Origin of the sequence: Chryseobacterium sp. 22458 (assembly GCF_052044975.1) — a bacterium.
Classification (GTDB): Bacteria; Bacteroidota; Bacteroidia; order Flavobacteriales; family Weeksellaceae; genus Chryseobacterium.
In genome coordinates this window covers 45,848-70,294 of record NZ_JBQEOA010000001.1, presented here as the reverse complement: position 1 = coordinate 70,294, position 24,447 = coordinate 45,848, and the positions used below count along the sequence as shown (strand labels likewise).

28 protein-coding genes and 1 riboswitch are annotated in these 24,447 nt (G+C 36.9%); of the genes, 11 read left to right on the top strand and 17 right to left on the bottom strand.

The genetic code is table 11. The features are described from left to right. Nucleotides 1-6: 6 nt before the first annotated feature. The 7 genes from ACTJJF_RS00365 to ACTJJF_RS00335 all read right to left on the bottom strand — a co-directional run bounded on the left by ACTJJF_RS00365 (nt 7) and on the right by ACTJJF_RS00335 (nt 5,594). A complete protein-coding gene (locus tag ACTJJF_RS00365) occupies nt 7-1,011 on the bottom strand; it encodes an MvdD family ATP-grasp ribosomal peptide maturase (protein WP_440698278.1) in 1,005 nt (334 codons plus the stop codon). Then, nucleotides 1,004-1,960, bottom strand: a complete 957-nt coding sequence (locus ACTJJF_RS00360) for an MvdC/MvdD family ATP grasp protein (protein WP_312296374.1) — start codon at nt 1,958-1,960, stop codon at nt 1,004-1,006. The genes ACTJJF_RS00365 and ACTJJF_RS00360 overlap by 8 nt, the downstream gene beginning before the upstream one ends. A 71-nt stretch (nt 1,961-2,031) precedes the next feature. After that, a complete protein-coding gene (locus ACTJJF_RS00355) occupies nt 2,032-2,256 on the bottom strand; it encodes a microviridin/marinostatin family tricyclic proteinase inhibitor (protein ID WP_276162882.1) in 225 nt (74 codons plus the stop codon). A 49-nt stretch (nt 2,257-2,305) separates the two neighbouring features. Then, complete coding sequence (locus ACTJJF_RS00350; protein WP_312296370.1) at nt 2,306-2,554, bottom strand: microviridin/marinostatin family tricyclic proteinase inhibitor; 249 nt, start codon at nt 2,552-2,554, stop codon at nt 2,306-2,308. Between the two features lie 114 nt (nt 2,555-2,668). After that, a complete protein-coding gene (locus tag ACTJJF_RS00345; protein WP_440698277.1) occupies nt 2,669-3,460 on the bottom strand; it encodes an alpha/beta fold hydrolase in 792 nt (263 codons plus the stop codon). Then, nucleotides 3,454-4,173, bottom strand: a complete 720-nt coding sequence (locus ACTJJF_RS00340) for a pyridoxine 5'-phosphate synthase (RefSeq protein ID WP_312296368.1) — start codon at nt 4,171-4,173, stop codon at nt 3,454-3,456. Before ACTJJF_RS00340 ends, ACTJJF_RS00345 begins: the two co-directional genes overlap by 7 nt. A gap of 152 nt (nt 4,174-4,325) precedes the next feature. Next, nucleotides 4,326-5,594 (bottom strand): mechanosensitive ion channel family protein, encoded by a 1,269-nt coding sequence (locus ACTJJF_RS00335; RefSeq protein ID WP_312296366.1) that lies wholly within the window; start codon nt 5,592-5,594, stop codon nt 4,326-4,328. A gap of 184 nt (nt 5,595-5,778) precedes the next feature. Here ACTJJF_RS00335 and ACTJJF_RS00330 point away from each other — a divergent pair, with 184 nt between their 5' ends. Together ACTJJF_RS00330 and ACTJJF_RS00325 are read left to right on the top strand one after the other, a co-directional pair. Beyond that, a complete protein-coding gene (locus tag ACTJJF_RS00330) occupies nt 5,779-6,270 on the top strand; it encodes a DUF456 domain-containing protein (protein WP_440698276.1) in 492 nt (163 codons plus the stop codon). Between the two features lie 18 nt (nt 6,271-6,288). Beyond that, a complete protein-coding gene (locus tag ACTJJF_RS00325; protein WP_312296363.1) occupies nt 6,289-6,798 on the top strand; it encodes a hypothetical protein in 510 nt (169 codons plus the stop codon). Here ACTJJF_RS00325 and ACTJJF_RS00320 read toward each other — a convergent pair. From ACTJJF_RS00320 to ACTJJF_RS00310, 3 genes are all read right to left on the bottom strand, one after another. Beyond that, the gene (locus tag ACTJJF_RS00320) at nt 6,785-7,426 is read right to left on the bottom strand and encodes a uracil-DNA glycosylase (RefSeq protein WP_312296362.1); all 642 of its coding nucleotides are present in this window, start codon (nt 7,424-7,426) and stop codon (nt 6,785-6,787) included. The two genes, ACTJJF_RS00325 and ACTJJF_RS00320, sit on opposite strands and share 14 nt — an antisense overlap. A 126-nt stretch (nt 7,427-7,552) precedes the next feature. Further along, the gene (locus ACTJJF_RS00315) at nt 7,553-8,059 is read right to left on the bottom strand and encodes a GNAT family N-acetyltransferase (RefSeq protein WP_440698275.1); all 507 of its coding nucleotides are present in this window, start codon (nt 8,057-8,059) and stop codon (nt 7,553-7,555) included. 46 nt (nt 8,060-8,105) lie between these two features. Beyond that, on the bottom strand, nt 8,106-8,414 hold the full coding sequence (locus tag ACTJJF_RS00310) for a hypothetical protein (protein ID WP_440698274.1): 309 nt from the start codon (nt 8,412-8,414) through the stop codon (nt 8,106-8,108). Nucleotides 8,415-8,578: 164 nt separating this feature from the next. Here ACTJJF_RS00310 and ACTJJF_RS00305 point away from each other — a divergent pair, with 164 nt between their 5' ends. The 4 genes from ACTJJF_RS00305 to ACTJJF_RS00290 all read left to right on the top strand — a co-directional run bounded on the left by ACTJJF_RS00305 (nt 8,579) and on the right by ACTJJF_RS00290 (nt 13,087). After that, nucleotides 8,579-10,726 carry an endonuclease MutS2 gene (locus tag ACTJJF_RS00305; protein ID WP_312296357.1) on the top strand — a complete coding sequence of 716 codons (2,148 nt, stop codon included), beginning with the start codon at nt 8,579-8,581 and terminating at the stop codon, nt 10,724-10,726. Between the two features lie 110 nt (nt 10,727-10,836). Beyond that, nucleotides 10,837-11,499 carry a hypothetical protein gene (locus ACTJJF_RS00300; RefSeq protein WP_440698273.1) on the top strand — a complete coding sequence of 221 codons (663 nt, stop codon included), beginning with the start codon at nt 10,837-10,839 and terminating at the stop codon, nt 11,497-11,499. 76 nt (nt 11,500-11,575) lie between these two features. Next, complete coding sequence (locus ACTJJF_RS00295) at nt 11,576-12,373, top strand: hypothetical protein (protein ID WP_440698272.1); 798 nt, start codon at nt 11,576-11,578, stop codon at nt 12,371-12,373. Between the two features lie 33 nt (nt 12,374-12,406). Continuing rightward, nucleotides 12,407-12,587: riboswitch (cobalamin riboswitch) on the top strand. Between the two features lie 116 nt (nt 12,588-12,703). Further along, nucleotides 12,704-13,087, top strand: a complete 384-nt coding sequence (locus ACTJJF_RS00290) for an acyl-CoA thioesterase (protein ID WP_065398734.1) — start codon at nt 12,704-12,706, stop codon at nt 13,085-13,087. Nucleotides 13,088-13,142: 55 nt separating this feature from the next. Here the strand turns inward: ACTJJF_RS00290 and ACTJJF_RS00285 are convergent, their stop codons facing one another. The 3 genes from ACTJJF_RS00285 to ACTJJF_RS00275 form a co-directional block, all read right to left on the bottom strand. Beyond that, nucleotides 13,143-13,733 (bottom strand): HD domain-containing protein, encoded by a 591-nt coding sequence (locus tag ACTJJF_RS00285; RefSeq protein WP_065398735.1) that lies wholly within the window; start codon nt 13,731-13,733, stop codon nt 13,143-13,145. Between the two features lies 1 nt (nt 13,734). After that, nucleotides 13,735-14,439, bottom strand: coding sequence for an XAC2610-related protein (locus ACTJJF_RS00280; RefSeq protein WP_440698271.1), 705 nt, complete (start codon nt 14,437-14,439; stop codon nt 13,735-13,737). Between the two features lie 826 nt (nt 14,440-15,265). After that, nucleotides 15,266-15,772 (bottom strand): acyltransferase family protein, encoded by a 507-nt coding sequence (locus ACTJJF_RS00275; RefSeq protein WP_440698270.1) that lies wholly within the window; start codon nt 15,770-15,772, stop codon nt 15,266-15,268. A 376-nt stretch (nt 15,773-16,148) separates the two neighbouring features. Between ACTJJF_RS00275 and ACTJJF_RS00270 the strand changes: the two genes are divergently transcribed. The 5 genes from ACTJJF_RS00270 (at nt 16,149) to ACTJJF_RS00250 (ending at nt 20,900) form a co-directional block, all read left to right on the top strand. Beyond that, nucleotides 16,149-16,478: a PadR family transcriptional regulator gene (locus ACTJJF_RS00270; protein WP_002977573.1), complete on the top strand. Its 330-nt coding sequence runs from the start codon at nt 16,149-16,151 to the stop codon at nt 16,476-16,478. Nucleotides 16,479-16,489: 11 nt separating this feature from the next. After that, nucleotides 16,490-18,211 carry a PspC domain-containing protein gene (locus tag ACTJJF_RS00265; protein WP_440698269.1) on the top strand — a complete coding sequence of 574 codons (1,722 nt, stop codon included), beginning with the start codon at nt 16,490-16,492 and terminating at the stop codon, nt 18,209-18,211. 314 nt (nt 18,212-18,525) lie between these two features. Continuing rightward, complete coding sequence (locus ACTJJF_RS00260; protein ID WP_312296344.1) at nt 18,526-19,128, top strand: 1-acyl-sn-glycerol-3-phosphate acyltransferase; 603 nt, start codon at nt 18,526-18,528, stop codon at nt 19,126-19,128. A gap of 76 nt (nt 19,129-19,204) precedes the next feature. Next, nucleotides 19,205-19,633, top strand: a complete 429-nt coding sequence (locus tag ACTJJF_RS00255; RefSeq protein ID WP_312296342.1) for a PaaI family thioesterase — start codon at nt 19,205-19,207, stop codon at nt 19,631-19,633. Between the two features lie 298 nt (nt 19,634-19,931). Next, nucleotides 19,932-20,900, top strand: a complete 969-nt coding sequence (locus tag ACTJJF_RS00250; protein ID WP_440698268.1) for a chorismate-binding protein — start codon at nt 19,932-19,934, stop codon at nt 20,898-20,900. Between the two features lie 183 nt (nt 20,901-21,083). Here ACTJJF_RS00250 and ACTJJF_RS00245 read toward each other — a convergent pair whose 3' ends face one another. Genes ACTJJF_RS00245 through ACTJJF_RS00230 form a run of 4 tightly spaced genes read right to left on the bottom strand, consistent with a single transcriptional unit; the run spans nt 21,084 to nt 24,413 of the window. Beyond that, a complete protein-coding gene (locus tag ACTJJF_RS00245) occupies nt 21,084-21,281 on the bottom strand; it encodes a hypothetical protein (protein ID WP_065398745.1) in 198 nt (65 codons plus the stop codon). A gap of 5 nt (nt 21,282-21,286) precedes the next feature. After that, on the bottom strand, nt 21,287-21,889 hold the full coding sequence (locus tag ACTJJF_RS00240) for a MarC family protein (RefSeq protein WP_065398746.1): 603 nt from the start codon (nt 21,887-21,889) through the stop codon (nt 21,287-21,289). Nucleotides 21,890-21,933: 44 nt separating this feature from the next. Continuing rightward, complete coding sequence (locus ACTJJF_RS00235; RefSeq protein ID WP_440698267.1) at nt 21,934-23,673, bottom strand: BatD family protein; 1,740 nt, start codon at nt 23,671-23,673, stop codon at nt 21,934-21,936. Continuing rightward, the gene (locus tag ACTJJF_RS00230; protein ID WP_440698266.1) at nt 23,673-24,413 is read right to left on the bottom strand and encodes a tetratricopeptide repeat protein; all 741 of its coding nucleotides are present in this window, start codon (nt 24,411-24,413) and stop codon (nt 23,673-23,675) included. Before ACTJJF_RS00230 ends, ACTJJF_RS00235 begins: the two co-directional genes overlap by 1 nt. Nucleotides 24,414-24,447 lie beyond the last annotated feature (34 nt).

Here is a 24,447-nt window from a genome sequence, read left to right as displayed (position 1 = left end):
ATATGTTTAAACCAGCACCATATTATTTCTTCTTGGTGCTTTGTCACAGAGAACGTCTGCAATACTTTTTGAAATAAGGTTTCCTTCTGTAAGGTTATCCAGCCAGAAGAATTCACCGGCCGCATTGATCTCGATGAAGTAATATTCATCTTCGGGAGATACAATCATATCAATGGCTCCATAATCCACGTGATAAACATCTAAAAGGTCCAGTAATTTTGATTCCACATCTGCCGGAAGCTCTATTCTGTCCCATTTATCGATCAGATTGATTCCATCTTTCCTCCAGTCTATTTTAGCATCTTCATACTTCTGCGAGTCGATTTCAAATGCATACACATCTCTTCCTACAATGGTAATACGAAGCTCTTTTTTCTTCTGAATCATCTTCTGGAACTGCATCGGACAGTAAAGAAGCGAATCCAGCTGTTCCAGCTTATCTTCGCTCACAACATTGGTAAAGACCACATTTTCCACTCCATCTTCATAGATGGCAAAGCCTGTCTGCATTTTAGCTACTACATTCTGATGTTTCAGGATAAACTTCTTTGCTTCTTCAGGATTATTGGTCAGGCAGGTTTCCGGAATGGTCAGGCCTATTTTGCTGGCAATCTTCAATTGTTCTTCCTTACTGTCTAGCCTTCTGTACACAGCAGGTTTACCTAATGAGTAAGCATCCACTGCTTCGAAGAAACCGAAAAGGGTATTTCGGATTTCGCCCATTGCTGCTCCGTAAAATTTAGATTCAATTTCTTCTTTCAGACCGTTTCCTATATTGTAAGCTCTTCTGTACCAGATGGCAGAGATATCATCTAAGCGATATCGGCTATCCGGTGTTTCAAGAATACTGATCCATTCTCCATCCTGGAAAACAGTTGACAATTTATTTTTTAAAGGATATAAATCAACATCAAAACGGATAACCTCACAGTTATTTTGTTCGATGTATTCTGTTACTTTTTCAATTGAAAAATTATCTGCAGTATGAGTAATAATTAAAATTTTATTCATGGAAGTTAATTCTTTTGATAAGATTATCGGCAATTCTTTCTGCTATGGGAAATCCAAGCTCTTTTTGCAGCATTCCCCACTCGCCCTGTGGATTGACTTCAAGGAAGTAGTATTGTCCGTCTTTTCCTTTGATCATATCGATAGCCCCGATATAAAGTCCCATTTCATTCATCATAGAGGTCAGATTCTTTCTGACAGGATCAGGAAGCTCGTAAGCTGACCAGAAATAACCTTCCCGGGCTATTCTCCAATCTGCATTTTCACTGTTATTGATCATTCCTGTGAAAAATTCACCGTCTACATAGACTATTCTCAATTCATACTCTTTGTCGATGTAAGGCTGAAAAATCATTGGGCAGTATGCAATATCCGAAAGGTGTTCCAAAGTTTCTTCTTCAATAATTGTTGTGGAGATCATATTCTCACCACTCATTGTTTTTGCCGTCACGCCATGAAGCTTGGCAATTGCTTTCCCTTCACAGTACTGATGAAAAAATGAAGTTATTTTCTCATCATCATTGGAATAAATGGTTTGGGGAATCGTTAAATTGTTTTTTTGGGCTACTTTCAGCTGATGCATCTTATTGCCGTCAACTTTTTTTTCGTTTTCATAAGGATTGATCCAGGGAATATCTTCCAGGGTAGTGATCAGATTATATCGGAGATTTCCATATTCATTCAGAAATATTTTCACATAATCTTCATCCAGTTCTTCCGGAACACTTATTCTCCATGCTTTCCTGTGCCATACTCCTTTGATATCATCAGAATGGATTGTATTTCCGGATTCATCGGTGAGTTCAAAGGAATTTTCATTGATACTGATTTTCTGAAAATGATTCAGGCGGTCAGAATTCAGTCTGAAATAAGGAATATTTTTGGAAGAGAGGTATTCGAAAAAGATTTCGATATTATAAAAGTCCTGTGAATGGGTGATACAGAGAATCATTGGCCGGTTTTTATTAAAAAGGGAAACTTAAACATTAAGTTTCCCCTATTATGATTGATAGTGTGTTACTTCTATAGTGGAACAATAATAACATCATCATCACCGTCAGAAGGATATTTCAGCGTATGCATCATATCATCTTTAGGAGAAGTTACAATGTCTATTGCCGGCTTAGTGATCACATCTCTTTCAGGAATTGATACGTCAGTACCTCCTTTTACAGTTTCAGGGTCCTTAATTTGCTTTTCCAGGAAAGATGCAAAAAACGGTTTCTTTTTTGAATTTTTGTTTTCCATAATGTTAAAGTTTTTGGTTTGATAAATGATTAAGTTCAGATTTCTATGACTACAATTCTACCTCCAGAACATGGTCGTCACCATCTGAAGGGTATTTCAGTGTCACATTATCATTAAGAGGTGTACTTACGGCGTCTTCAAGTGCTGCAGTTACAATAACCTGGTCTTTAAGAAGCGAAGTGACATCATCAATTTTAATTGAGGTGATTGTACCTCCTTTTACATTTTCAGGATCTTTGATCTGTTTTTCTAAGAATGTTGCGAAAAATGGCTTTTTCTTTGAATTTTTGTTTTCCATAGGTTAATAATTTTATTTTTTTGATTAACCAAAGTACAAAAAATTCATCCAACAGAGAAATAATATCAAACTTTAATAAAATTTTAACATATTACTGAAAATCAGAGAATAAAATTAATTTAATTCCAGAAACTCCTTCACCACATTAGCAAAATCAACCGGATTTTCAGCCTGCACCCAATGGCCTGCATTTTTCACGGTTACTACTTTAGCTTTTGGAAACTGCTGTCTGATTCCAAACTCATCCTGTGGCAGAATATAATTCGATTTTGCCCCTGCAATGAATAAAGTCTCCCCTTCAAAAACACCAAATTTAATGGCATTGGAAACAAATTCTGTATATTTTTCAGATAATGTTTTAAGGTTAAATCTCCAATTCAGCTTTTTATTTTCATCCCAATACAGGTTTTTGGTTAAAAACTGTATGGTTGACTTTTCCGGGATATACTGACTCAGGACCTCTTCCACTTCATTCCTTGAACTTACCGTATTAAAATCTACACTTTCCAAAGCTTTTATAATCCCCTGGTGGTGCGGTGGATATGCTTTTGGTGAAATATCTACTACAATCAGTTTCTCAACTTTCTCAGGATATCTGATGGCAAACTGCATTACAGCCTTCCCTCCTAAAGAATGTCCTAAAACATGAGCTTTCTGAATGCCATAATGATCCATATAACGGGCAATATCATCTGCGAGGTCATCATGGGACATCCCTTCAGAATGAAAGCTTCTTCCGTGGTTTCTCAGGTCAATCAGATGCACCGGAAGATATTCTCCCAGGTCTTTCCCGAAACTTCCCCAGTTATCAAGCATTCCAAACAAGCCGTGGAATACCAGAAGTGGTGTATCCGTTAAGCCTTCACCGAATATTTTTGAATTTAAAATTTCCATATTTTCTACCATTTTGCCAGTCTTTTCAAATAAGCCTGAACCGTATTTTCCAATCCCATATAAAGAGCTTCAGAGATTAAAGCATGCCCAATAGATACTTCAAGTAAATTCGGAATAGTATCCGCGAAATATTTTAAATTATCTAAGCTTAAATCATGCCCGGCATTGATGCCTAATCCGAACTGAGTGGCAGCAACTGCTGTATCGTAATAAGGTTTTATTGCTTCTTCCTTATTGGTAAGATAGTTTTTTGCATAAGCTTCCGTGTAAAGCTCAATTCTGTCTGCACCTGTCTTCGCTGCATATTCTACCAATTCCGGCAAAGGATCTAAAAAGATGGAGGTACGGATTCCTGCTTTTTTAAATTCGGAAATGATCTCCGTGAGATAATCCTGATGTTTTCTGGTGTCCCAGCCCGCATTGGAAGTAATGGCATCATCTGCATCGGGCACCAGTGTTACCTGCTCAGGCTTCACTTCCAGTACCATATCAATAAAGGTCTGGTGAGGATTTCCTTCAATATTAAACTCAGTCGTAACCAACGGCTTCAGGTCATAGACATCTTTTCTTGTAATATGTCTTTCATCAGGTCTGGGATGGATGGTAATACCCTGCCCTCCGAATTCCTGAATTTTTACAGCCGCTTCTGTAACACTTGGTGTTTCACCTCCTCTTGCATTTCGTAACGTCGCAATTTTATTAATGTTTACGCTTAGTTTTGTCATTTTTATTTAGATGTTATATATAAGAAATCAGAAGTCAGAAGTTGAAAGTATGTCCAGATCTTTATACTTCTTTTTTGACTGTCTAAATTCATTATCATTTCAATTTAAAATTGATCGAAAAGCCAGATATCCTGACTTACTATATTTCTGTTTTATACCTTTACACTTACCTGCATTACCTGAAGCTCAAATTCTTTGGAAGCTACCAGCAAATGGTCGAAAATATCAGCCTGAATCTGCTCAAAACGCACCCATTGGGAATCATTGGTAAAGCAATACACCTCGAGAGGTAAACCTTGTGGTGTAATATCCAGCTGGCGTACCATCCGGGTACCATTCTTGTCTATATCAGGATCGTTCTCAATATACATTTGTGCATAATATCTGAAAACTCCGATATTGGTAAGCTGTCTTCCGTTCACAATTTTATCTTTATGCTCCAGGCTTTCTTTTTCTTTTCTGATCTCTGTAGTTCTCTCTTCAAGATAATCTGAAATCAGGTTGATTTCCTTTAAACGTTCAATGTCCTCATCGGTTAAAAACTTAAAGGAATTGATATTAAAATAAATTGATTTTTTAATTCTTCTGGTATTGGATTCAGACATTACCTGCATATTTTTGATCTCTGTAGTCATCAGGTCATAGGTAGGAATCGTAGAAACCGTTTTATCAAAATTGGTAATTTTGGTGGTCAGAAGGTTAATTTCCGTGATATTTCCTTCAATATTGTATTTGGGAATGCTTACCCAGTCCCCTACTTTTAAGTTTTTGGATGTAGCCACGTGCAGCCCTGTCACAAATCCAAGGATAGTATCCCTGAAAACCAGTACCAGCACCGCTGTAATTGCCCCGAGACTTCCAACAATAGTGGTTCCTTTTATCCCGAAGATCACACAGATACCCACTACGGTAAATATAAAAAGTCCTAAAATCTTTACCGTTTCCGAAATGGCATTGAGCGCCATAATTTTATAGAAATCCTGTTTTATGCTGAAATAATTCCTGAAAGCAGTCAGCGACCTGTAAAGCATTCCGGCCAAAGCCAAAACAAGCCCCAGATTGATACATCTTATGATAAAGACAGTAGTTTTGGGTAAAGCATTTTCAGGAAATATAGACCCCTGTACTGCTCCTACCAAAATCAGAGCCGCAAAATGTGCCGCAGAGTTTGTAATTTTTGACTGATAAATAGACTTCAGGATCGGAAATTTTTCTTCGTCATGAAATAACCGAAAGACAAAATTGATGATAAATTTAAAAGCAAAATCTACAATAAAAAGTAAGACCAGAAGTAAACTTAATTTTACAATAATATGAAAAATCCAATCCGTACCGGATGGTGAGATCCGGGTGATATAAATATAAAGCTGCTCGCTCAGCTCCTGTATAAAGTTTTTGGTTTCTTGTAACTGGTCATTCATTACAGCAAATTTATGAAATTAAGAATCATGATTTTTATTCATCATCAATTTTCATCCCAAATTTTAAAACCAGTACCATATTTTGTATTAACTCCAGCTGCTTGCCAAGACCTTTCATAATTTTCATGAATATGAATGATTGCCAAATCAGAGAGGTTTCATATCTTCGCTCATATTTAAAGAAATGGATACAACGATTATTAATATACTTTGTCTTATTTTACTGTTTGTCGGTATACTGGGAACGTTCCTTCCGGTTTTACCCGGGCTTCTGCTGAGTATCTGCGGGCTTCTGATCTATAAGTTCGGGACAGATGCAGATCTTCCGATGATCTATGTATGGGCTTTCGGGATCCTTACTGCCATATCAGCTGTTTTAAGCTACGTGATTCCTGCAAAGACTAACAGAAAGTACGGAGGAACCCGCTGGGGAAGCATCGGCTCTGTAGTTGGAACTATTATAGGGATCTTCATTCCTATTCCGTTAGGCTTCCTGATCGGGATGTTTGCCGGTGTTTTTATTGGGGAACTTCTTCATGACAGCAAGGATATGAATAAGGCCCTTCAGTCTACTAAAGGCGCTTTGATCGGGTTCATCTACGGAACCGGGTTTAGTTTTGTTGTAGGAGTGGCAATGTTTTTGGTAGTACTACTTGATATGCTTAATGTTATTTAATAATTAAATATAGAAATCATGTTCCATAAAGCCATCATCCTTACCTTAGGGATATTTGCATTAGCAGGATGCAATGCCCAGAAAAAAGATAAAACAGCTGTAAAGACTTCTGAAATACAACCTTCTGTGAAAACCACTTCATCCGGAGATCAGCAGCAAGGTATCATTTATTTCAGTGAAGGAGAAAATAAGTTTCTGGAAGAATATCAGATGAATGTAACTTTCAAAGGCATATCTGAAGACAGCCGCTGCCCCGAGGGAGTAAACTGCATATGGGCAGGTGCTGCTCTGGCACAGATTGAAGTGATGGGAACTTCTACAAGGCCCCGTATCCTGAATCTTGCCAGTACAGATTTCCCATCAAGAAATTATAAGCAATCTGCTGTTTTTAACGGATATACCATTACTTTACAGGATGTAGCTCCTTATCCTAAATCACAGGAAGGAACAAAAGCTCTGAACGGAAAATACAAGATTGGAATTACCATCAAAAAAGGTGACAATTCTTCAGATACTACCAGGAAATAGGCTTCTTTCCTTTGGAAACAAGGTATTCATTGATTTTTGAAAAAGGCTTGCTTCCAAAAAAACCTCTGTAAACGGAGAATGGCGAAGGGTGTGCCGATTTCAGAATAAAATGTTTAGCCGGATCAATAAGTTCGGCTTTTTTCTGTGCAAAAGCGCCCCACAATACAAAAACCACATTCTCTTTTTTATCGGAAATTTCCTTAATAATAAAATCAGTGAATTTTTCCCATCCCAGATCTTTATGTGAATTGGGTGAATGCGCACGAACCGTGAGCGTAGCATTCAAAAGCAGAACACCTTGTCTTCCCCAATCATCCAGTTCTTTGGAAGTACGTACGACTCCCAGATCATCTTTGAGCTCAATAAAAATATTTTTAAGGGAAGGCGGTGCAGCCACCTGTTCGGAAACAGAAAAGCACAATCCGTTGGCCTGATAATCATTATGATAAGGGTCCTGGCCGATAATTACTACTTCCACATCATCAAAAGCCGTAAGTTCCAGCGCTCTGAAAATCTGATTCTTCGGTGGAAAAACCTTTGTGGTTGCATACTCGTTCTTTACTTTCTCCCAAAGGGTTTTAAAGTATTCCGTACTTTTTATCGGGGCTAAAATTTCTGTCCAGGTCATACTGCAAAAGTAATTAATATTAAAATAAAAGCATAGATCACCCTCAAATATCTTTACTTTTCATGGCAGACCAGCCTCTGTAACAGATAGTTTCTGAAACAGAAATACAGAGTTACTGATTTTTTATCATGTCCTGCTTAATCTAAAGATAACATTTTCTGAGTTCTTATTGTCTTTCTTACCTTCTTCTAAAATAAAATGATGTTTCAACAGTAATGACTGCGATGCTTCATTGGATTGATGGGTATAAGCCAGAATGGTCTGTAAATTCAGCCCCTCAAATCCGAACTTCAAAACACCCTGCAGTGCCTCGCTCATGATCCCTTTTTTATGATAATCCGGTAAAAGTTCGTATCCGACTTCAGCTGTTTGTCTGTCATCTGAAAAATTCCATAAACAAATGGTTCCTATGAGGTTTCTTTGATCTTTGAAAGAAATTCCCCAAAACAGCATCTCACTGTTCCGTCTTTTATTTTTGATATGAAGAATAAACTCCAGCGCTTCGTAATTATTTTTAGGTGAGTTTCTTTTTACATATTGATTGATGTAAGAATTACTCCGGATCTTCAGAATATCATCAGTATAGCTTTCATCGATTTCTTTCAGGATCAGCCGTTCTGTTTCAAGTTTCATGTAAAGTATTTATTATTCGAAATATCCGGTTCCTCTTTATTTACAGCTATATAAACAGGTACAGTCTGGTTCTTGAAGAACGGGTTTCTTCATAATTAAAGTATTCATATCCACCACTGTTTTTTCTTACGATCTCTTTTTTAGTAGTGTTATCATTTTGCTGACTGAGGTTAATGATTCTTTTTACTTCATCATCCCGGAAGTTTTTCAGACCATAATTTTTGGCCTGAATTTTTTTCGTCTTTTTAAAACCTGTTTTCTTTTGAACTTTATTCACTCTTCCATTCTCATGTTGTTTGATCTGAGCCTGGACACCTGCTGAAAGAAAGAGCAGGGCAAACAGTAATAGTCTCATGGATCTTTTTTAGTTATTGCAATATAAGGCTTATTTTGGTATCATAGTGCCGGACGCACAGATTGGCTGTAAAAAATAATAGAATGAGTATAAATTCTTTATTAATCTATTTTGTAAATCACTCAAATATACGTAATAATCAAAATTCTCACTAAATTTGCACTGTGTATATAGATAAAGAAGATTTAGACGAATTAGAGTTTCCGCAATTGCTCGCGGAAATCTCCCCATTTGCGTATTCTCCGAAAACAAGAGAAAAAATTCTTCAACTTCGTCCGATGGAAATTGACGAGGCGGAACTTTCACTGAAAAAAACCTCAGAATATCTGTCGAGTTTTGAAAGTTCAAATGCGATTCCGTTTGATGAATATGAAGATATTGAAAGTGAGCTGAAACTGATGCTGATTGAAAATTACCGTCTGGAAAACAGTGCTTTCATCAAAATCAAAACCATCACGGAACAGATCGGAAAACTGCAAAAGTTCTTTCCTACCATGCCGGAAACTTTTCCTACCCTTATGGAAGAAGCTTCAGTACTGGAATTCAGAAAAGAGATTATTGAAAAGGTAGATAAGGTTTTCAACCGTTTTGGTGAAGTAAAAAGTGAGGCTTCCCCAACTTTAAAAGGTATAAGAACTGAAATCCAGCATGCTAAAAAAGCGATTCAGGAAAACTTCAACAGAGCTCTTACCACGTATGGGCAGAGCGACTTTCTGGATGATATACGGGAAACAATCATTGATGATCAAAGGGTTTTAGCAGTAAAATCCGGATTTAAGAAAAGAGTTCCCGGAAGAACCCTGGGAATTTCCAAAACCGGTTCTATCACTTATATTCAACCGGACAGTGTTGTAAAACACTACTTCAAGCTTCGTGAGAATGAAGAGGAAGAGAAAAAGGAAATCGATAAGGTCCTGAGAAAGCTTACTGCTGAACTGGCAGAGTTTCAACCTCAACTCTGGAGATATCAGGTGTATATTTTTGACCTTGATCTGGTAAGGGCTAAGGCTAAGTTTGCAGACCTGATCAATGGAGTGCTTCCAAAGATCAACCGTCATAAAACATTGAGATTAAGGGATGCCTTTCATCCACTGTTATGGCTGAGAAACAAAGTAGAGAATAAAACGATCCACCCACAAACCCTGACTTTAACGGAACACAACAGAATCATCTGTATTTCCGGACCGAATGCAGGAGGAAAATCAATTACTCTGAAGACCGTTGGATTATTGCAACTGATGATTCAGAGCGGTATCCTGGTTCCTGTTCATCCGAAATCAGAGATGTTCTTTTTCGAGAAAATTATGACCGATATCGGTGATAATCAATCCATTGAAAACCATTTATCAACCTATTCATCAAGATTGAAGAAAATGTCCGGGATCATTCGTGAGGCAGATTCAGACACCCTTCTACTGATTGATGAGTTTGGAACCGGTTCCGATCCTGAATTGGGCGGGGCTTTGGCAGAAAGTTTCATGGAGTTTTTCTATGATAAGAAGAGTTTTGCCATCATCACTACGCACTATACCAATATTAAACTGGTTATAGAACAGCTTCCCAATGCTCAGAATGCGGCAATGCTTTTCAATGAAGAGACGCTGGAACCGATGTATAAGCTGGAAGTAGGTCAGGCAGGAAGTTCATTTACTTTTGAGGTGGCTGAGAAGAACAAAATCCCGAGGTTTATTATTCATTCTGCCAAGAAAAAGGTGGAACATGATATTGTGAATCTGGATAAAACGATCGTAAAGCTGCAGCAGGAAAAGTTCGAAGTTGAAAAACTGAAATCCGACCTTGCTGAACGAAAAGAATCTGTAGAAGATAAGCGTGATAACCTTCAGAAACTGAACGACCAGCTTCAGCAGAAACTGTTTAATTTCCAGAAACTGTATGAAGAGGAGCATCGTAAGCTTCAGTTTGGAAACAAAATTGAGACTTTCATTGACAGCTATACCAAAGGAAAGTCGAGAAAAGATGTTGTGAAAGACTTTGTAAAACTGCTGGAACAGGAAAAATTCAGAAAGCTTGGGGCAGACAAAGATGAATCAAAACGCCTTCAGGTTGTAAAGAGAAAGATCACTCAGCAGCTTAAAAAGGAAGAGGTCATTGAAAAAATTGCCGAAACCAATGAAAAGCTTGAAGAGAAACGTAAAAGCGATCGTGCCGTCTGGATGAAGATAGGCCAGCGTGTGCGTATCACAGGAAGTACAAGTGTAGGAACGATTGAAAAGATTTCCAGAAACAAGGTGATTGTCAATTACGGCACATTTAAGACGACGATTGATGCGGATGAGCTTGAGAGAATTTAAGTGATTTGAAATTACATTAACGCAAATAAACAAAGAGAGAGTACTGATAAGTGCTCTCTTTTTTATGTCTTATCTGATATTTTTCCTATTTTTAAGGAAAACAATAATTTATGAAACCATTAAAAGTACTTTCAGATCTGTTGCCGATACCAAGTTATACGGTGATCATCCTGTGTTTTTTCTTTCCTTTTTTTCTGATAAAATGTGGTGACACCACTTTGATGTCTCTCAAAGGAACAGATCTGATCACGGGAGTTTCCAAAAAAGATATGAGTAAACGGATGAAAGAAAACCTGAAAAAGAACTCCCCTTTTGGTTCTGCATTCGGGAATGAGACCGCCAGTCAGTCATCAGATACAGACAGTGAATATTCGCCGTTGAATGAATCCCAGGATAAAAAAGATAATGAAAATATTCCTCCCAGCCCTCTTATTATTATTGCATTTCTGGCTGCCATTGCAGGAATTATTGTTCAGCTGATAAAAAGTGTCAGGAAGAAATACCTGTATCATATTGTATTTTCTTTGATAGGCCTTCTTTCTTTTTTAATATTTTACTGGACCTTTCAATCCAAAATGGAGGGACTTGGAAACAATACAATCGGAATGGGATTAGGGGGCGGAGTAACGATCAGTTATGGTTTTGGAACTGCTTTTTATTTAGCGGCCGTTTTATTTCTGGTCATTCTTCTTTTCTACGGAATATTTTCATATTTCCTTAAAAATGCCCCCGAATCTATTTATGGGCCTTCAAAACAGACATCTGAATCATAAAAGATAGCAGGAAGTACTGCAAGATCATTCTCTTCCGCATTTAATTTATATATTTGGGGATCAAAAAATTTTCGCAATGACTTTCATCAACAAAGCATTTTATCTGTCCGCATTCAGTATTTTTTCTCTAACCTTTGTTAAAGGCCAGAATAAGGTTCCTTTTGGAGTTGTAAAAGCAGAGGAAGGATATGCCAATGTACGTGTACATAAAGATAACTACAGAAAAATTGTAGATAAAATCCGTATGCGTAAAGGGGATGTATTTGTTTATGTAAAGCCCGCTCCCGGAGAAACGGAATGGATCTGGATCAAATATCCTGAAAAACAGGATGAAGATAAGCCGTTTGTACGCTACGAAACCCTTGACAGGGAAGGGATGGTAAATAAAGAACGGATTGCTTATATAGACCAGCTTCCGGCCTATACCCCATCGAAGTCTAAGAACGGGAGATCAATGATCTTCACAGACAACTCCGACCCGAAGGTTCCTACAGCCCAGAGAAGCAAAGTAGTGATCGATGTCTACCCTTCCAATGCCGGTTACCGTAAGAAAGAAAAAGATGCAGAAGGCAAACTTCTTACCATCGACAAAGTAAAGCCATGGGGAATAGGGAATGATCTTCCTGAAGGAATGACAGAGATCAAATCGATCCGGGTACAACAGCCGGGAAGAGGTTCGGTTTTCGTAAGAGAAGCGATCAAGAATATGTTTCAGCCGACTATGGATTTTGAAAACGTAGGAGTAACCGCCCTAGACAATGATAATATTTTTCTTTATATGATCAATGGTACCGGGGAAAACAGATATACTACCCTGTGGACCATCAAGAAAGGAAGAGTGATCAGCCAGATTATTTACCATAATCCGGAATAAATTCATTATTTTTGCCCCCGAAAAGTTTAACGCTTATTCATCACAGAAACTGGTTCTGCCTAGCAGCAGATTAAAAGGGAACCGTGTGAAAATCACGGACTGTCGCGCAACTGTAAGTAACTGAAATCTTTATCAAAAGATCCACTGTGCGAGGCATGGGAAGGAGATAAAAGATGTTACAAGTCAGGAGACCTGCCTTTTTCTTAAACAAAAAACTTTCGCGATCTGAAGTTTTATTGATCTGATGGATTGTTTCAGGAATTTCCCAGGTTCCTGTCATTATTCTGTTGTTTTGATACAATTTCATTTCGCTTTAATTAATAATGAAATATGACTACAGAAGAAAGAATTGAAGCTGCCGAAACCAGAATCTTTAAAGCGGTTTTCCCAAACACCACCAACCATTATGATACTCTTTTCGGAGGTACAGCCATGCAGCTGATGGATGAAGTAGCCTTTATTGCAGCTACCCGTTTTGCAAGAAAGAGAGTAGTAACCGTAAGCAGTGACAAGATCGATTTTAAAAAGCCTATTCCTGCCGGAACGATTGTAGAACTGATCGGAAGAGTTTCATACGTTGGAAAAACCAGTATGAAAGTAAGTGTTGAGATCTACACAGAGCAGATGTATTCTTATGAAAGAGAAAAGGCTATCGTAGGTGACTTCACTTTTGTTGCCATTGATGAATTCAAAAAACCAATTCAGATTTTATAAATAGATTCGGGCGGCCTTTGGCCGCCCGAATCTATTATTTTCCTGCTTAAAATATTTACTTTAAAACCTTTTCAGTTTCCAGGCTTCTGTTCAGCAGCAGCTCAAAAGCCTCCCCCATTTCATCCGAAGCTCTTGTAATTGCATTTTCAAGCATATTTCTGATTTGTTTTTCGGTAACCCCGGCTTCTGTCCAGCTTTTTCCTGAGGTATGGGAGTTCAGAATAAACGGCATGATTCTATCAATGGAACACGCAAAAATAGCATCCGGTGTTTTCTCTTCTTCAAACTCAAGCCACAGATTAAAGAATTCCGTACGCAAAGGTTCATCCAGGATTCCAAAGATTTTTTGTGCCGAGGCTTTTTCACGCTCAAACTTTCCTACCATGGCTTTTTCATCAAAAAGAAATGTATCTCCCGCTTCAATTTCTACCAGATCATGAATGGAAAGCATTCTGATCACCCTTAAAAGATCGATATCTGCCCGGTTTTTAGCATAGGGATAAAGGATCTGCGCCAGGATAATGATCTGCCATGAGTGTTCTGCTGTATTCTCTCTTCTGGTATCATCCGCATTATAATTCCTTCTTTGAACATTCTTCAGGGCATCTACGGCCAGAATAAAATCGATCTCTTTCTGTATCTTCATCTTACTTTAATTTATTATATTCTTCTGATGAGTAAATCTTGGTTTTGGTTACCCATTTATTCTTTATTTTTTCTTTCGTAATCACTTTTACACGATCTTCATTGGTCATATCCACTTCTTTTTCAAAAACTTTATCCAGCCCTTTATTGGGGATTACGACGTATTCTGTAGTAAAAAGATCACAGCAACCGGATTTTCCGAAAGTAGTCAGGCGTTTGCGTTGGGAATCAACACCAAAAAAATCAAATCCGTTTGATGCAAGGTCTGTAAGCTCTTTACTTTTTACAAAGCTCATTCTGGTACTGTTGAAGACATATACATCATAAGAAGCACTGTGATAGTTCCCCATATTTCCGTTCCTTACGGCTATATCTTCGGTACCGTCAAAATTAAAATCATCTATGATAATAGAGTTCTGGTCTTTGGTCAGCTCCATCATTTTTCCTGGCTTTGGCTTTTGATCCGGCTTTAGGTCTATGACCAGGTCATCAGATACAAAGGTCTGCACTTTGGTATTGCTGTTATTAAACAGTTCTACTGTTCCCTTGTCTGTACACCTGCTTTCATAACAATTTTCAGAATGAATGACAGCGCTATAATTTTTCGAAACATTCTTGATTTCAAACTGATATTGTGCAAAGCACAAAGGTCCCAGAACAACGAAAGCCGACAGACTCTTAAACTTATTGAATAGATTCATAGTCATAGTATATGGATTTGAAGTGTTTTTAAATTCATAACAAAAATACGAATCATAATACCGATTTCAAAATTCAAAACCATTATCTGAAGGATTTGAAACCATTATAATTCTTTACATTCTGAAAACTTCTTTCCCACTATATACTTTGAAATAAATGAAAACTTCCCGACTTTTTATGTAGAAATGCTTTCTATATTTTGTGACTTACCCTTTAACAGTCCATCCCTTAATTTTGTTGTAGGTATTTCAAAATATTTATACATCAAAATTGAAAGTCCTATTGTAAGAATAAAAAAAACACTAAAAGTTACCCCTGTATTTAACATTATGGAACTCTTAAAAAAATCAACCTTACCTATAATCCACTTTTGAACCAGCGAATAATGTATAAGATACATGCTATAGGACGTTAAACTGACGTATGTAATAGGTTGTAAAATGATTTTCGGAGCTGATTTTACTGAATCTAAAAAGGGAATCAGAAACATAGTAGAAATTGATGTAAAAGAAAAACTTAAAACTTGGTCAAAAAAGGGATTGGTTCCATAGTTTAAATAATATTGATGTACAACCATTAATATTAGGCCGGCACAAAAAAAATATTTTTTTGAACTTTCAAAAAACCGATTGTAGTAAGCCTTAACATATGCAGCTAAAACACCATACATCAAACTGTCAAGCCTTGTTATTACCTGCTTCCTGTAATATAAATCCCAGATGCCAATATCAGTTACAGAAACATTGAATAACAGTCTATATGCTCTGAAAGATGTAGTAAATACTATGATTGATATAATGGTAATTAAGACTGCTTTTTTTACACTTAAATTTAAAAATTGATTAAAGAAAAGATCATTATCGGCGAAATCAGATAAAACCACTCTTCAATACTCAAACTCCATGCTTCCGGGAAAAAAGAAGGGTGAGGTGTTTTAAAATTCTGCAGAAATAAAAAGTATTTTATAATTTCTGAATTAAAAACAAATTTTTCATTAAAAATGATATTCAATCCAAGTAAAAGTATTAATACTAAAAGATAGGCTGGAAGTGTTCTAAACCATCTCCGTTTCCAAAACTCCAACAATGTTTTAAAGGTAAATGATTCTTTATTCAGTACTTTAATTAAAATTCCTCCAATTAAAAAACCACTTAGAACAAAAAAAATAGTAACTCCATCAAAAATAAAATACGATACAATTCCTTTAACCATTCTTGGCATATATATCAAACCGTGGCCAACAACAACAAACATGATCGCAAAGAACCGGAGAATATCAAGACCAAAAACCCTACTTTCATCAAAATAGAGTTTAAATAAATTTTTAAAATTCATCATTTTGTTTTTCCAAAGATACAAATAATTCTACCCCTTTTTATTTTTTATAGATCTGTTTTTTTCGCACTTTTTTAGTGAAACCATATATGTATTTCATTCTTTTATTTCCTTTTCTAAAACTTTGACATTCTATTTTTTTTATATAAAATTTAAAGACATCTTACTATTTTCTACTTAAATTTATTTTCACAAAAATTACAGCACAAAAATTACAAACTGATTATCAGTTACTTATAATAATTATTTTAAAATTCCACTACTTTGTATTGCATAATACCATTTTATTTACATATCTTTGTAATGTAAAATTAGAATACGCTCAACTAGCTAGGGGCATTTTTCTAACGATAACCTTAATTAACAAAAATTATCAAAGATGAATACTGAAAATACCAAAGCGCAAATGCGAAAAGGAATTCTGGAATTCTGTATTCTAAGTCTCATCAATAACCGTGAAATGTATGTTTCCGATCTTATTGATGAACTGAAAAAAGGAAAACTGGATGTAGTGGAAGGGACCCTCTACCCTCTTCTTACAAGACTTAAAAACGGAGAGTTTCTCTCCTACAGATGGGAAGAATCTACCGGGGGACCACCCAGAAAATATTATCAGATCACAGAAAAAGGAAAACTTTTCCTGGATGAACTTCTCAATACGTGGAATGAACTGACAGCCTCAGTGAACCAAATCACCCAACAAAATTAAAAAACAAAGCTATGAACAAGACACTCTCAATAGGACTCGCAGGTTTTTCTTTTACAATAGAAGAACACGCATATATAAAGCTCAGCGATTACCTGAACGCCCTTAGAAGCTCACTGGATGCTTCAGAGGCAGATGAGGTAATGCATGACATAGAAATAAGAATGGTGGAGATCTTCAAAGACTCTCTTGGAAAACGTGAAGTGATCAACGATACAGATGTAGAAAAAGTAATCGCACAGATCGGAACTCCTGAGAAAATAGAAGAACAGGAAGAAGCTTATTTTTCTGAAAAAAACACAACTAAAAATACCAATTCAGGAACCAGCTATTCAGACAAAAAACAACTGTTCCGTGATCCTGAAAAACAAAAGATCGCAGGGGTATGTGCCGGTTTAGCTCAATATGTAGGAATGGATATTACTGCCATGAGAGCCATCTGGCTTGGAGTTTTCGTTCTGGGAATTTTCACAGCAGCCATTTCCTCTTCATTGATCGCACTGCTATATGTAATCCTTTGGATCGTACTTCCAAAAGCTGAAACCGCAGCAGATTTCCTGAAAATGCAGGGAAAGCCTATGAACTTCGACAATCTTAAGAATGAGTCTAATAAATTGGTACAGTTTGCCAATGAATCTACTCAGAGGGTCGGAGAGATATACAACGAAAACAAACCTTACATCAATAACGCAGGAAGCGGAGTGTGGAATATACTGAAATATGTTGTAGGAGGAATCTTCGTATTGATGGCAGTAGGAAGTATCATCGGGGTATTTGTATTATTCGGGCTTTTCGGAATGGACACGGACTTCCCCGGAGCTAATGAGATCAGATTCTATATGGATGATCAGGGGCTGGATAAAGTACTGGCAGCCATGATGGTGATCGGAAGCTTAATTCCTGCAATTCTTTTCAGCTTATTAAGCATCAAGATTTTCTCTCCAAAAACAAAGCTGAGAAACATCGGATGGGTTGTGGGAGGTTTATTCCTTCTTCTGATCGGGCTTGGAACTTACTTCGGCATCAGCATGGCCAAGAAAAACATGATCTACAGAGGTAGTAAGGAAGATACTGAAAATATAGCGATCAACACAACTTCTGACACGGTATATGTAGATATGAAGCAGGTAAGCATCCCGCAGAACTACAAAGCATATAATGATGATATTTATTCAGATAAGAGAAACGTTTATGAAGAAGACTATGTTTCTGTAGAAGTGACAAGAAAGCCGGATATCAAAACACCTTATCTTATCATCAAAAAAGAAGGAAACGGATATAACTTCCCTATTCAGCTTACTGTTCCGGTAGAAGTTGTTGACAATAAAGTAATGCTTCCCAACTTCGTAAAGTATCCGTATGAGCATAGATTCAGAGATTACAGAGTTAACTACGAACTTGTAGTACCACAGAAAGCACGGGTAATTTCTATGAATAAAAACAGAATCAATATAGACGGAGACCTTGATGGTGACGGCATTAATGATGATGATCAGGACAGAGATGAAAATGAAGACAAAATCAGAATCGAAAAAAATAAGATTACTGTAAACGGCTCCAGCATTGTATATGATTCCAATGATAAAGACAGCATCATCATCAACGGTAAAAAAGTACCTAACAACCAGGCGAAGAAAGTAATTGATTCTGTAGCATCCGATATCAAAAAAATCAACAAGGATGTAGACATCAAAATCAAAGACGGAAAAAACGAAATTTCCATACAAACTAAATAATTAACTTCAGAGAGTGGCAGAAGGTGTGGATGGAAGACAACCGTTTGAAATTCACACCCTTCTTCTCTCAGAAATGTGAAAAAAAAACAAGATTTAGTTCGCTATGTGAAAAAATTGTTTTAATTTCGTAAAGCTAAAAATATAATAACCAATTAACTAAAAACACAGCCTTATCATGATACAATTTGCAATGGAATTCGTAATGAAAATCGTAGATTTAATTAGCGGTTTGTTTTAAGAGCGATAATATTTCAATATATTTGTAAAGTATAACCAAAGTTTGGTTATACTTTTTTGTTTTTAATTCAAAATCTATGAAAAAGCTGATAGGCAAACTGATGTTAAAATTATTAGGTTGGAAAGTCGTTTTACAGGGCGACGTCAACAACCTGAACAGGTGCATCCTGGTGGTGGCACCTCATACCCATAATATGGAATACATTTTAGGAAACTTTGCCTACTGGTCTCTGAATAAACCGTTGAAAATCATCATTAAAGATGCCCATACCAAAGCATGGTACGGAAGCGTTGTAAAAGGATTGGGAGGAATCGGGATTGACAGGAGTCAGAAGAATGACCTGGTCAACTTTGTGGCCAATCAGTTTGCCAAAGAAGATTTCAGCCTTGTCATCACTCCTGAAGGAACAAGAAGCTGGGTTCCGAAATGGAGAAAAGGATTTTATCATATGGCTTTAGCAGCAAAAGTTCCTATTGTTCTGGCTGCAGGTGACTTCAAAAGAAATATTGTCTATCTGGGATATACTATTCCCTACGAAAGAATTGCTTCGGTTCCTTTTTCAGAGATCATGCAGGAAATTCAGGATTATTATGTGAAAAATGATATCGTTCCTAAAGTTCCGGCCAACTGGAATCCTGATATTATGGGAACCGGTAGTGAATCGGAAGTTAGAAGTTAGAAGTTAGAAGTTAGAAGTTAGAAGTTAGAAGTTAGAAGCAAAATTACTTATTACTCATTAATCATCTATAAGCAAAATGAAAGGTCAGACAAAAGAAGAAATATTAGCGTTCATCAATAACTGGGGTGATGAGACCCTTGCGAAAACCCTTGAAATAAAATTCATCGATATTGACGTTGAAAATGAAACCCTTACCGCAACGATGCCTGTACTTCCGAGAACCCATCAGCCGTTCGGGATCATGCACGGAGGGGCAAGCTGTGTTCTAGCAGAAACTTTAGGTTCAAGTCTGTCGAATATCTTTATCGATGGTGAAAAATATTACGGAGTAGGCACCAATATCAATTCCAATCACCTGAGAAGCAAAAAGGACGGTACTGTAACCGCTACTGCCCGATTCATCAGAAAAGGAAAAACCATGCATGTTTCGGAAATTGAGATCCGGGATGAAAAAGGAACGCTTATCAACCATACAACAATGACGAATAATATCATTCATAAATAGGTTGAAAAAACATACAAAATAAAAAACTCATTTTTTTTGAGTTTTTTTTATATCCTTACTGCAACTTTTTTATTTTCCTGTATCCATACTTTTTTTTGAAATCCAGTATGTATTCATGAAAAAATTTCTTGTCTCCTTTAGAATATCAGGAATATAAAATGAAAAATATAAGATTAAAAAACAATGATTTTAATTTTGACATCTTTAAGACTAATAATACCTTTGCAGAAAGGAAAATCAACCTCGGAATTTCCTAAATTACTTCCGGCCGCTGATTTTCAAAATCACTTCATAACTCATGATTTATTTCAAACTTCCTTTCGACGAAAGACTATGGTCTGTCAGTGAGCAAAACGATAAAAATGCAGTCAGTTTCTATTCTTACGACAGCCAAAATCATATCAGTTTCAACGGCGATATTCTTGAGATTGCCCCTGCTGAATTTAATGAACTGTCTATTACCAATGAGCTTTTAAACAATGGTCCGGCAAACGTTGTCGCTGAAACCAAAGAGGAATATTGTGATACCCTGGAACAGGTAATCGGGGTGATCAAAGACCATCATCTGCCTAAACTGGTATACTCAAGGAGGAAGATTTTTACAGATTTTAATCGTATTGATTATCCGAAAAGTTTTGGAAACTTATGTGAGACTTATCCGAATGCTTTCAGGTATCTCTTCAATGATGGGGAAAACGCCTGGATGGGGGCTTTCTCTGAAGTTCTGGGAAAATTTAATAAGGCAACCCATGAGTTTGAAACGATGGCTCTGGCAGGCACTCTTCCGGTTTCAGAAGAATGGTCCGGGAAAGAAATTGAGGAACAGAAGCCTGTTACCACTTACATCCGTAATATCCTTGAAACCTATTCGGATCAGGTGCTGCAATCGGAAACCTATGATCATATTTCCGGAAATATTAAACATTTGAGGACAGATTTTAAAACCAGAATTAAGTGTGAAGATCTTGATCAGCTTATTAAAGACCTACACCCTACTCCGGCTGTTTGTGGCATTCCCAAAGATTTCTGTAATGAGAATATCAGAAAATATGAGAAATTTCCCCGTGAATTTTATGCTGGCTATATTAAGATCGAAACGGAAGAAACCATCCAGTATTTCGTCAACCTGCGATGCGCCAGACTTTATAAAGATGCCGTACATGTGTTTGTAGGAGGTGGAATTACTGCTCAGAGCAGCCCGGAAAAAGAATGGACTGAAACGGAGCTGAAATCTGAGGCTATACTCAAGAATCTGGTTATCTCTTAGAAGCAATAAGTTTTGGCTAAAGCCAATGGAAGATCTGATTTATTTTTTTAAATGGGCTAAAGCCCATTGCTATTGAATTTTAATTTGGCCATAAAAATATATAATACGTAAATCATTTCATCATTAAAACAAAAAACCTCCTTCATAATGAAAGAGGCTGATTTATATCTGAATAAATTCTATTTATTTTTTTGCACCTATTTTGCTCCATGTATCCATTACGAAAAGCAGGAGAAGGCCTAATGCAGCTGCTGAAGCTGAAAATACAAATTTAAGGTTATCTTCATCACCTAAGATGTCTGTCTGCCAGTTGATAGCATAAAGGTTGATAGCAATGAATACGATAAATACAACTAGAAATACTTTATAAAACTTCTGCATGATACTTAAAAATTAATATAATTCTGCACCAATTGAGCAAAATTTGCGGTGAATAATTTAATTGAAATTGCTAAAAGGATAATTCCAAAAACTTTCTGAAGGATCATTAAGGTTGCATCCCCGATTTTCTGTTCTAACCACTTCGCTGATTTCAGCACCAAATATACGAAAATTGTATTAAGAATGATTCCACAAATAATATTAATATCATGAAATTCAGCTCTGAGGGATAAAGCCGTTGTGAGTGTTCCGGCACCTGCAACCAGCGGAAATGCGATGGGTACAATAGATGCGGCCTTTGCTTCGGTAGTTTTATTGATTTCAATACCTAAAATCATTTCCAATGCTATGACAAAAATCACAAATGCTCCGGCAATGGCAAAGGAATTCACATCTACCCCGATAAGCTTAAGGATCTTATTTCCTACAAACAAAAAAACGATCATAATTGCACCGGCAGTAATTGCAGCTCTGCCTGCCTCAATCTTTCCGAATTTCTGCTGAAGCCCTACTATAATAGGAACAGAGCCAATAATATCGATCACGGCAAAAAGTACCATAAAGCTGGTGATAATCTCTTTAAAAGAGAAACCTTCAAAAATTTCCATCTCTTTGTAATTAAAAATTTCGCAAAAATATGAAAATAAACTGATTATTTGCTAATTTGTGAATATAAATTAACAATTGTCTTCAAAAGTTCTTCCAGACCTTCTCCGGATTTCACAGGAGCATATTTCTCCATCTGAATTTTCTGCTGCAGATTGCTGTATTCTTCTGCTACTGAAGAGCCTTTGTGCTTTTCAAGAAAAGTCTTAAACTCTGCAACAGTGCCTTTGAAGTACTGGTTTCTCACTTCCTGATCCAGCTCCTCCAATGTCACAAAAAACTTTTCATACTCTCCGTTGTCCTTCAGGTTTTCAAGATAGCCAAAATAATCATTGATATCCGTTTTCAGCAATTCTCTGATTTCCTGTTCTGTTTCGGCCACTGAACCTAAAGGTTTAGACGGTACGGTTTCCCTAACTAATGTACGTTTTTTTTGCCAAGTCTTAAATAACAGATAGATAGCGAATAATCCCAGAAGAATGGCAATATTGACCAAAAGAATATTCCAGTGGAATTTACTTTTTTCTTTTACTTTAAATGAAGTTGTTTTTAAAACCGGGGTATTAACTGTTTCAAGGAGGTTATTGGTATATTCATTTACCTTTTCTACAGTAGAACGGGACTCCAGGATCTGATCATGAGAAAAAGCATTTAAAGCCAATGTTTCCTGCCCGAGATCCACATATTCCCTGTTTTCAGGATCGAAGAAAGCAAACTGCTCTGTTTTGATGGCTATTGACCCTGATTTGTTCGGAATTACTACATAGCTTGCCATAACCTCTCCTTTCATACCGGTAGTTCCCGGGCTCACTTTAGAGGTGATCTTAGGGGCGAAAATTTCGTAGTCGGGAGATGCTGCAATTTTAGGAAGTTCCATATCCGGTAAATTACCTTCTCCTGAAACTTTTATAACCACATTCATAGGTTTTTTGGCCTCCACTTTTTCCTTGGAAGCATTATAAACACTCACATTGAAATTTCCTACAGCATTTTTAAAACATTCTGGAGCTCCTTCCGGAAGCTTTCTTACGTTGATTTTTACTTTATTGGAAACAATCTTGTTTTTAGCGGCATAAGAGCTTACAGACGCTGATACGGCTGGAACTTCCACATAGCCTGCTTCATTAGGAAATACCATGAACATAGCCAGGACCTGTGACGGCATATTTCCATAGCCGGACGGGTCTATTTCAGATTTATTGAAATTGATAGGATGTACATTGATATTATCCTGCTCAGGAAGGCGGATGTTTTTTACCTTTCTGAGGTTATCCATATTTCTGGAATATACCCTCAGTACAGCAACTGTAGGCTGATCCTGGTAAACGTCACGGTCTTCGATTTCCATATTCAGGTAGACCTCGTTGGAAGTATTGGCGGCCAGTGCTCTCTTATCTACAATATCTCTGATATTGACATCAAAAGGTTCGGTTTTATAGATTTTATTATTAACGGTAACCAGAACGGAACCTATTTTTATTTTACCCTTTTTCTTAGGTTCAAGGGCAATTCTGGAAATCTTTTGAGTAATTAATGTATTGGTGGCAGGGTCTATGACGGTATTGGTTACAGATCCGCTTCCAATGATATTAAATTTTGAAAGGTCCGGAAGCTGAAATCTGGACTGTTGTTCCAGTTCACTACCATTAAGTTCCAGTACAATCGTCAGATTTACGATATCTTTGCTGCCATATTCGGATTTGTCTGCATCAAGACTAAGATTTACCTGTCCGTAAGTAATTACGGATGCCAGAGTAAGCAATATGTAAATCAATTTATGCTGCATCACCAATCTTTCTCGTTGCTTTCAGGCATCGAATAAGAATTTTTGTTTAAAATTCTTCTGGCGGTTTCTTTTTCTTTTTCGTTTATTTTATCTAAGATCGCATTTTCAAGATTCTTTGGCATTCTGCCCTCATTGTTCGGATTTTGCTGAGGATTATTTCCCTGTTCACTTTTTCCTTCATTCTGCTCGCCACTACCCTGGTCCTGTTTCTTGTCTTTATCTCCTTTCTGATCGTCACCTTTGTTCTGATCATTACCACCGCCTTCTTTTCCTGAGTTGTTCTGCTCGTTCTTTTGTTGTTGTTCTTTTTCTTTCAGTTTGGCAATTTCGTAATTTTTCCGAGTTGCCTCACTGTATGGGTTTTGCTTCAGCGATTTTTTATAATAATCTGCCGCTTTTTCCGGCTGGTTCATCTGCATATAGGCATTTCCTAAATTATGAAGTGCTGCGGCTTTATCAGGAAGGGTCTGTGAAAGCTTTTCTGCTTTTTCAAATTCTGTTTTGGCCTCTTCATACTTTTTACTCTTATACAAAGCATTTCCCATATTGTAATGAGCCGTAAAGTCCTTATCGTTGGATTTCACAGCTTCCATATATTTTGATGATGCTCCTTCATAATCTTTACCGTCAAATTTCTGGTTACCTTCATGAACTAAAGTCCTGTAGTTTTCCTGCCCAAACAAAAAGCCTGAGAATGAAAAAGTAAGAATAAACGATAAAAATATAATTTTAGTATTCATCACTTGCAAAATTATTCCTTTATATGTTAAGAAA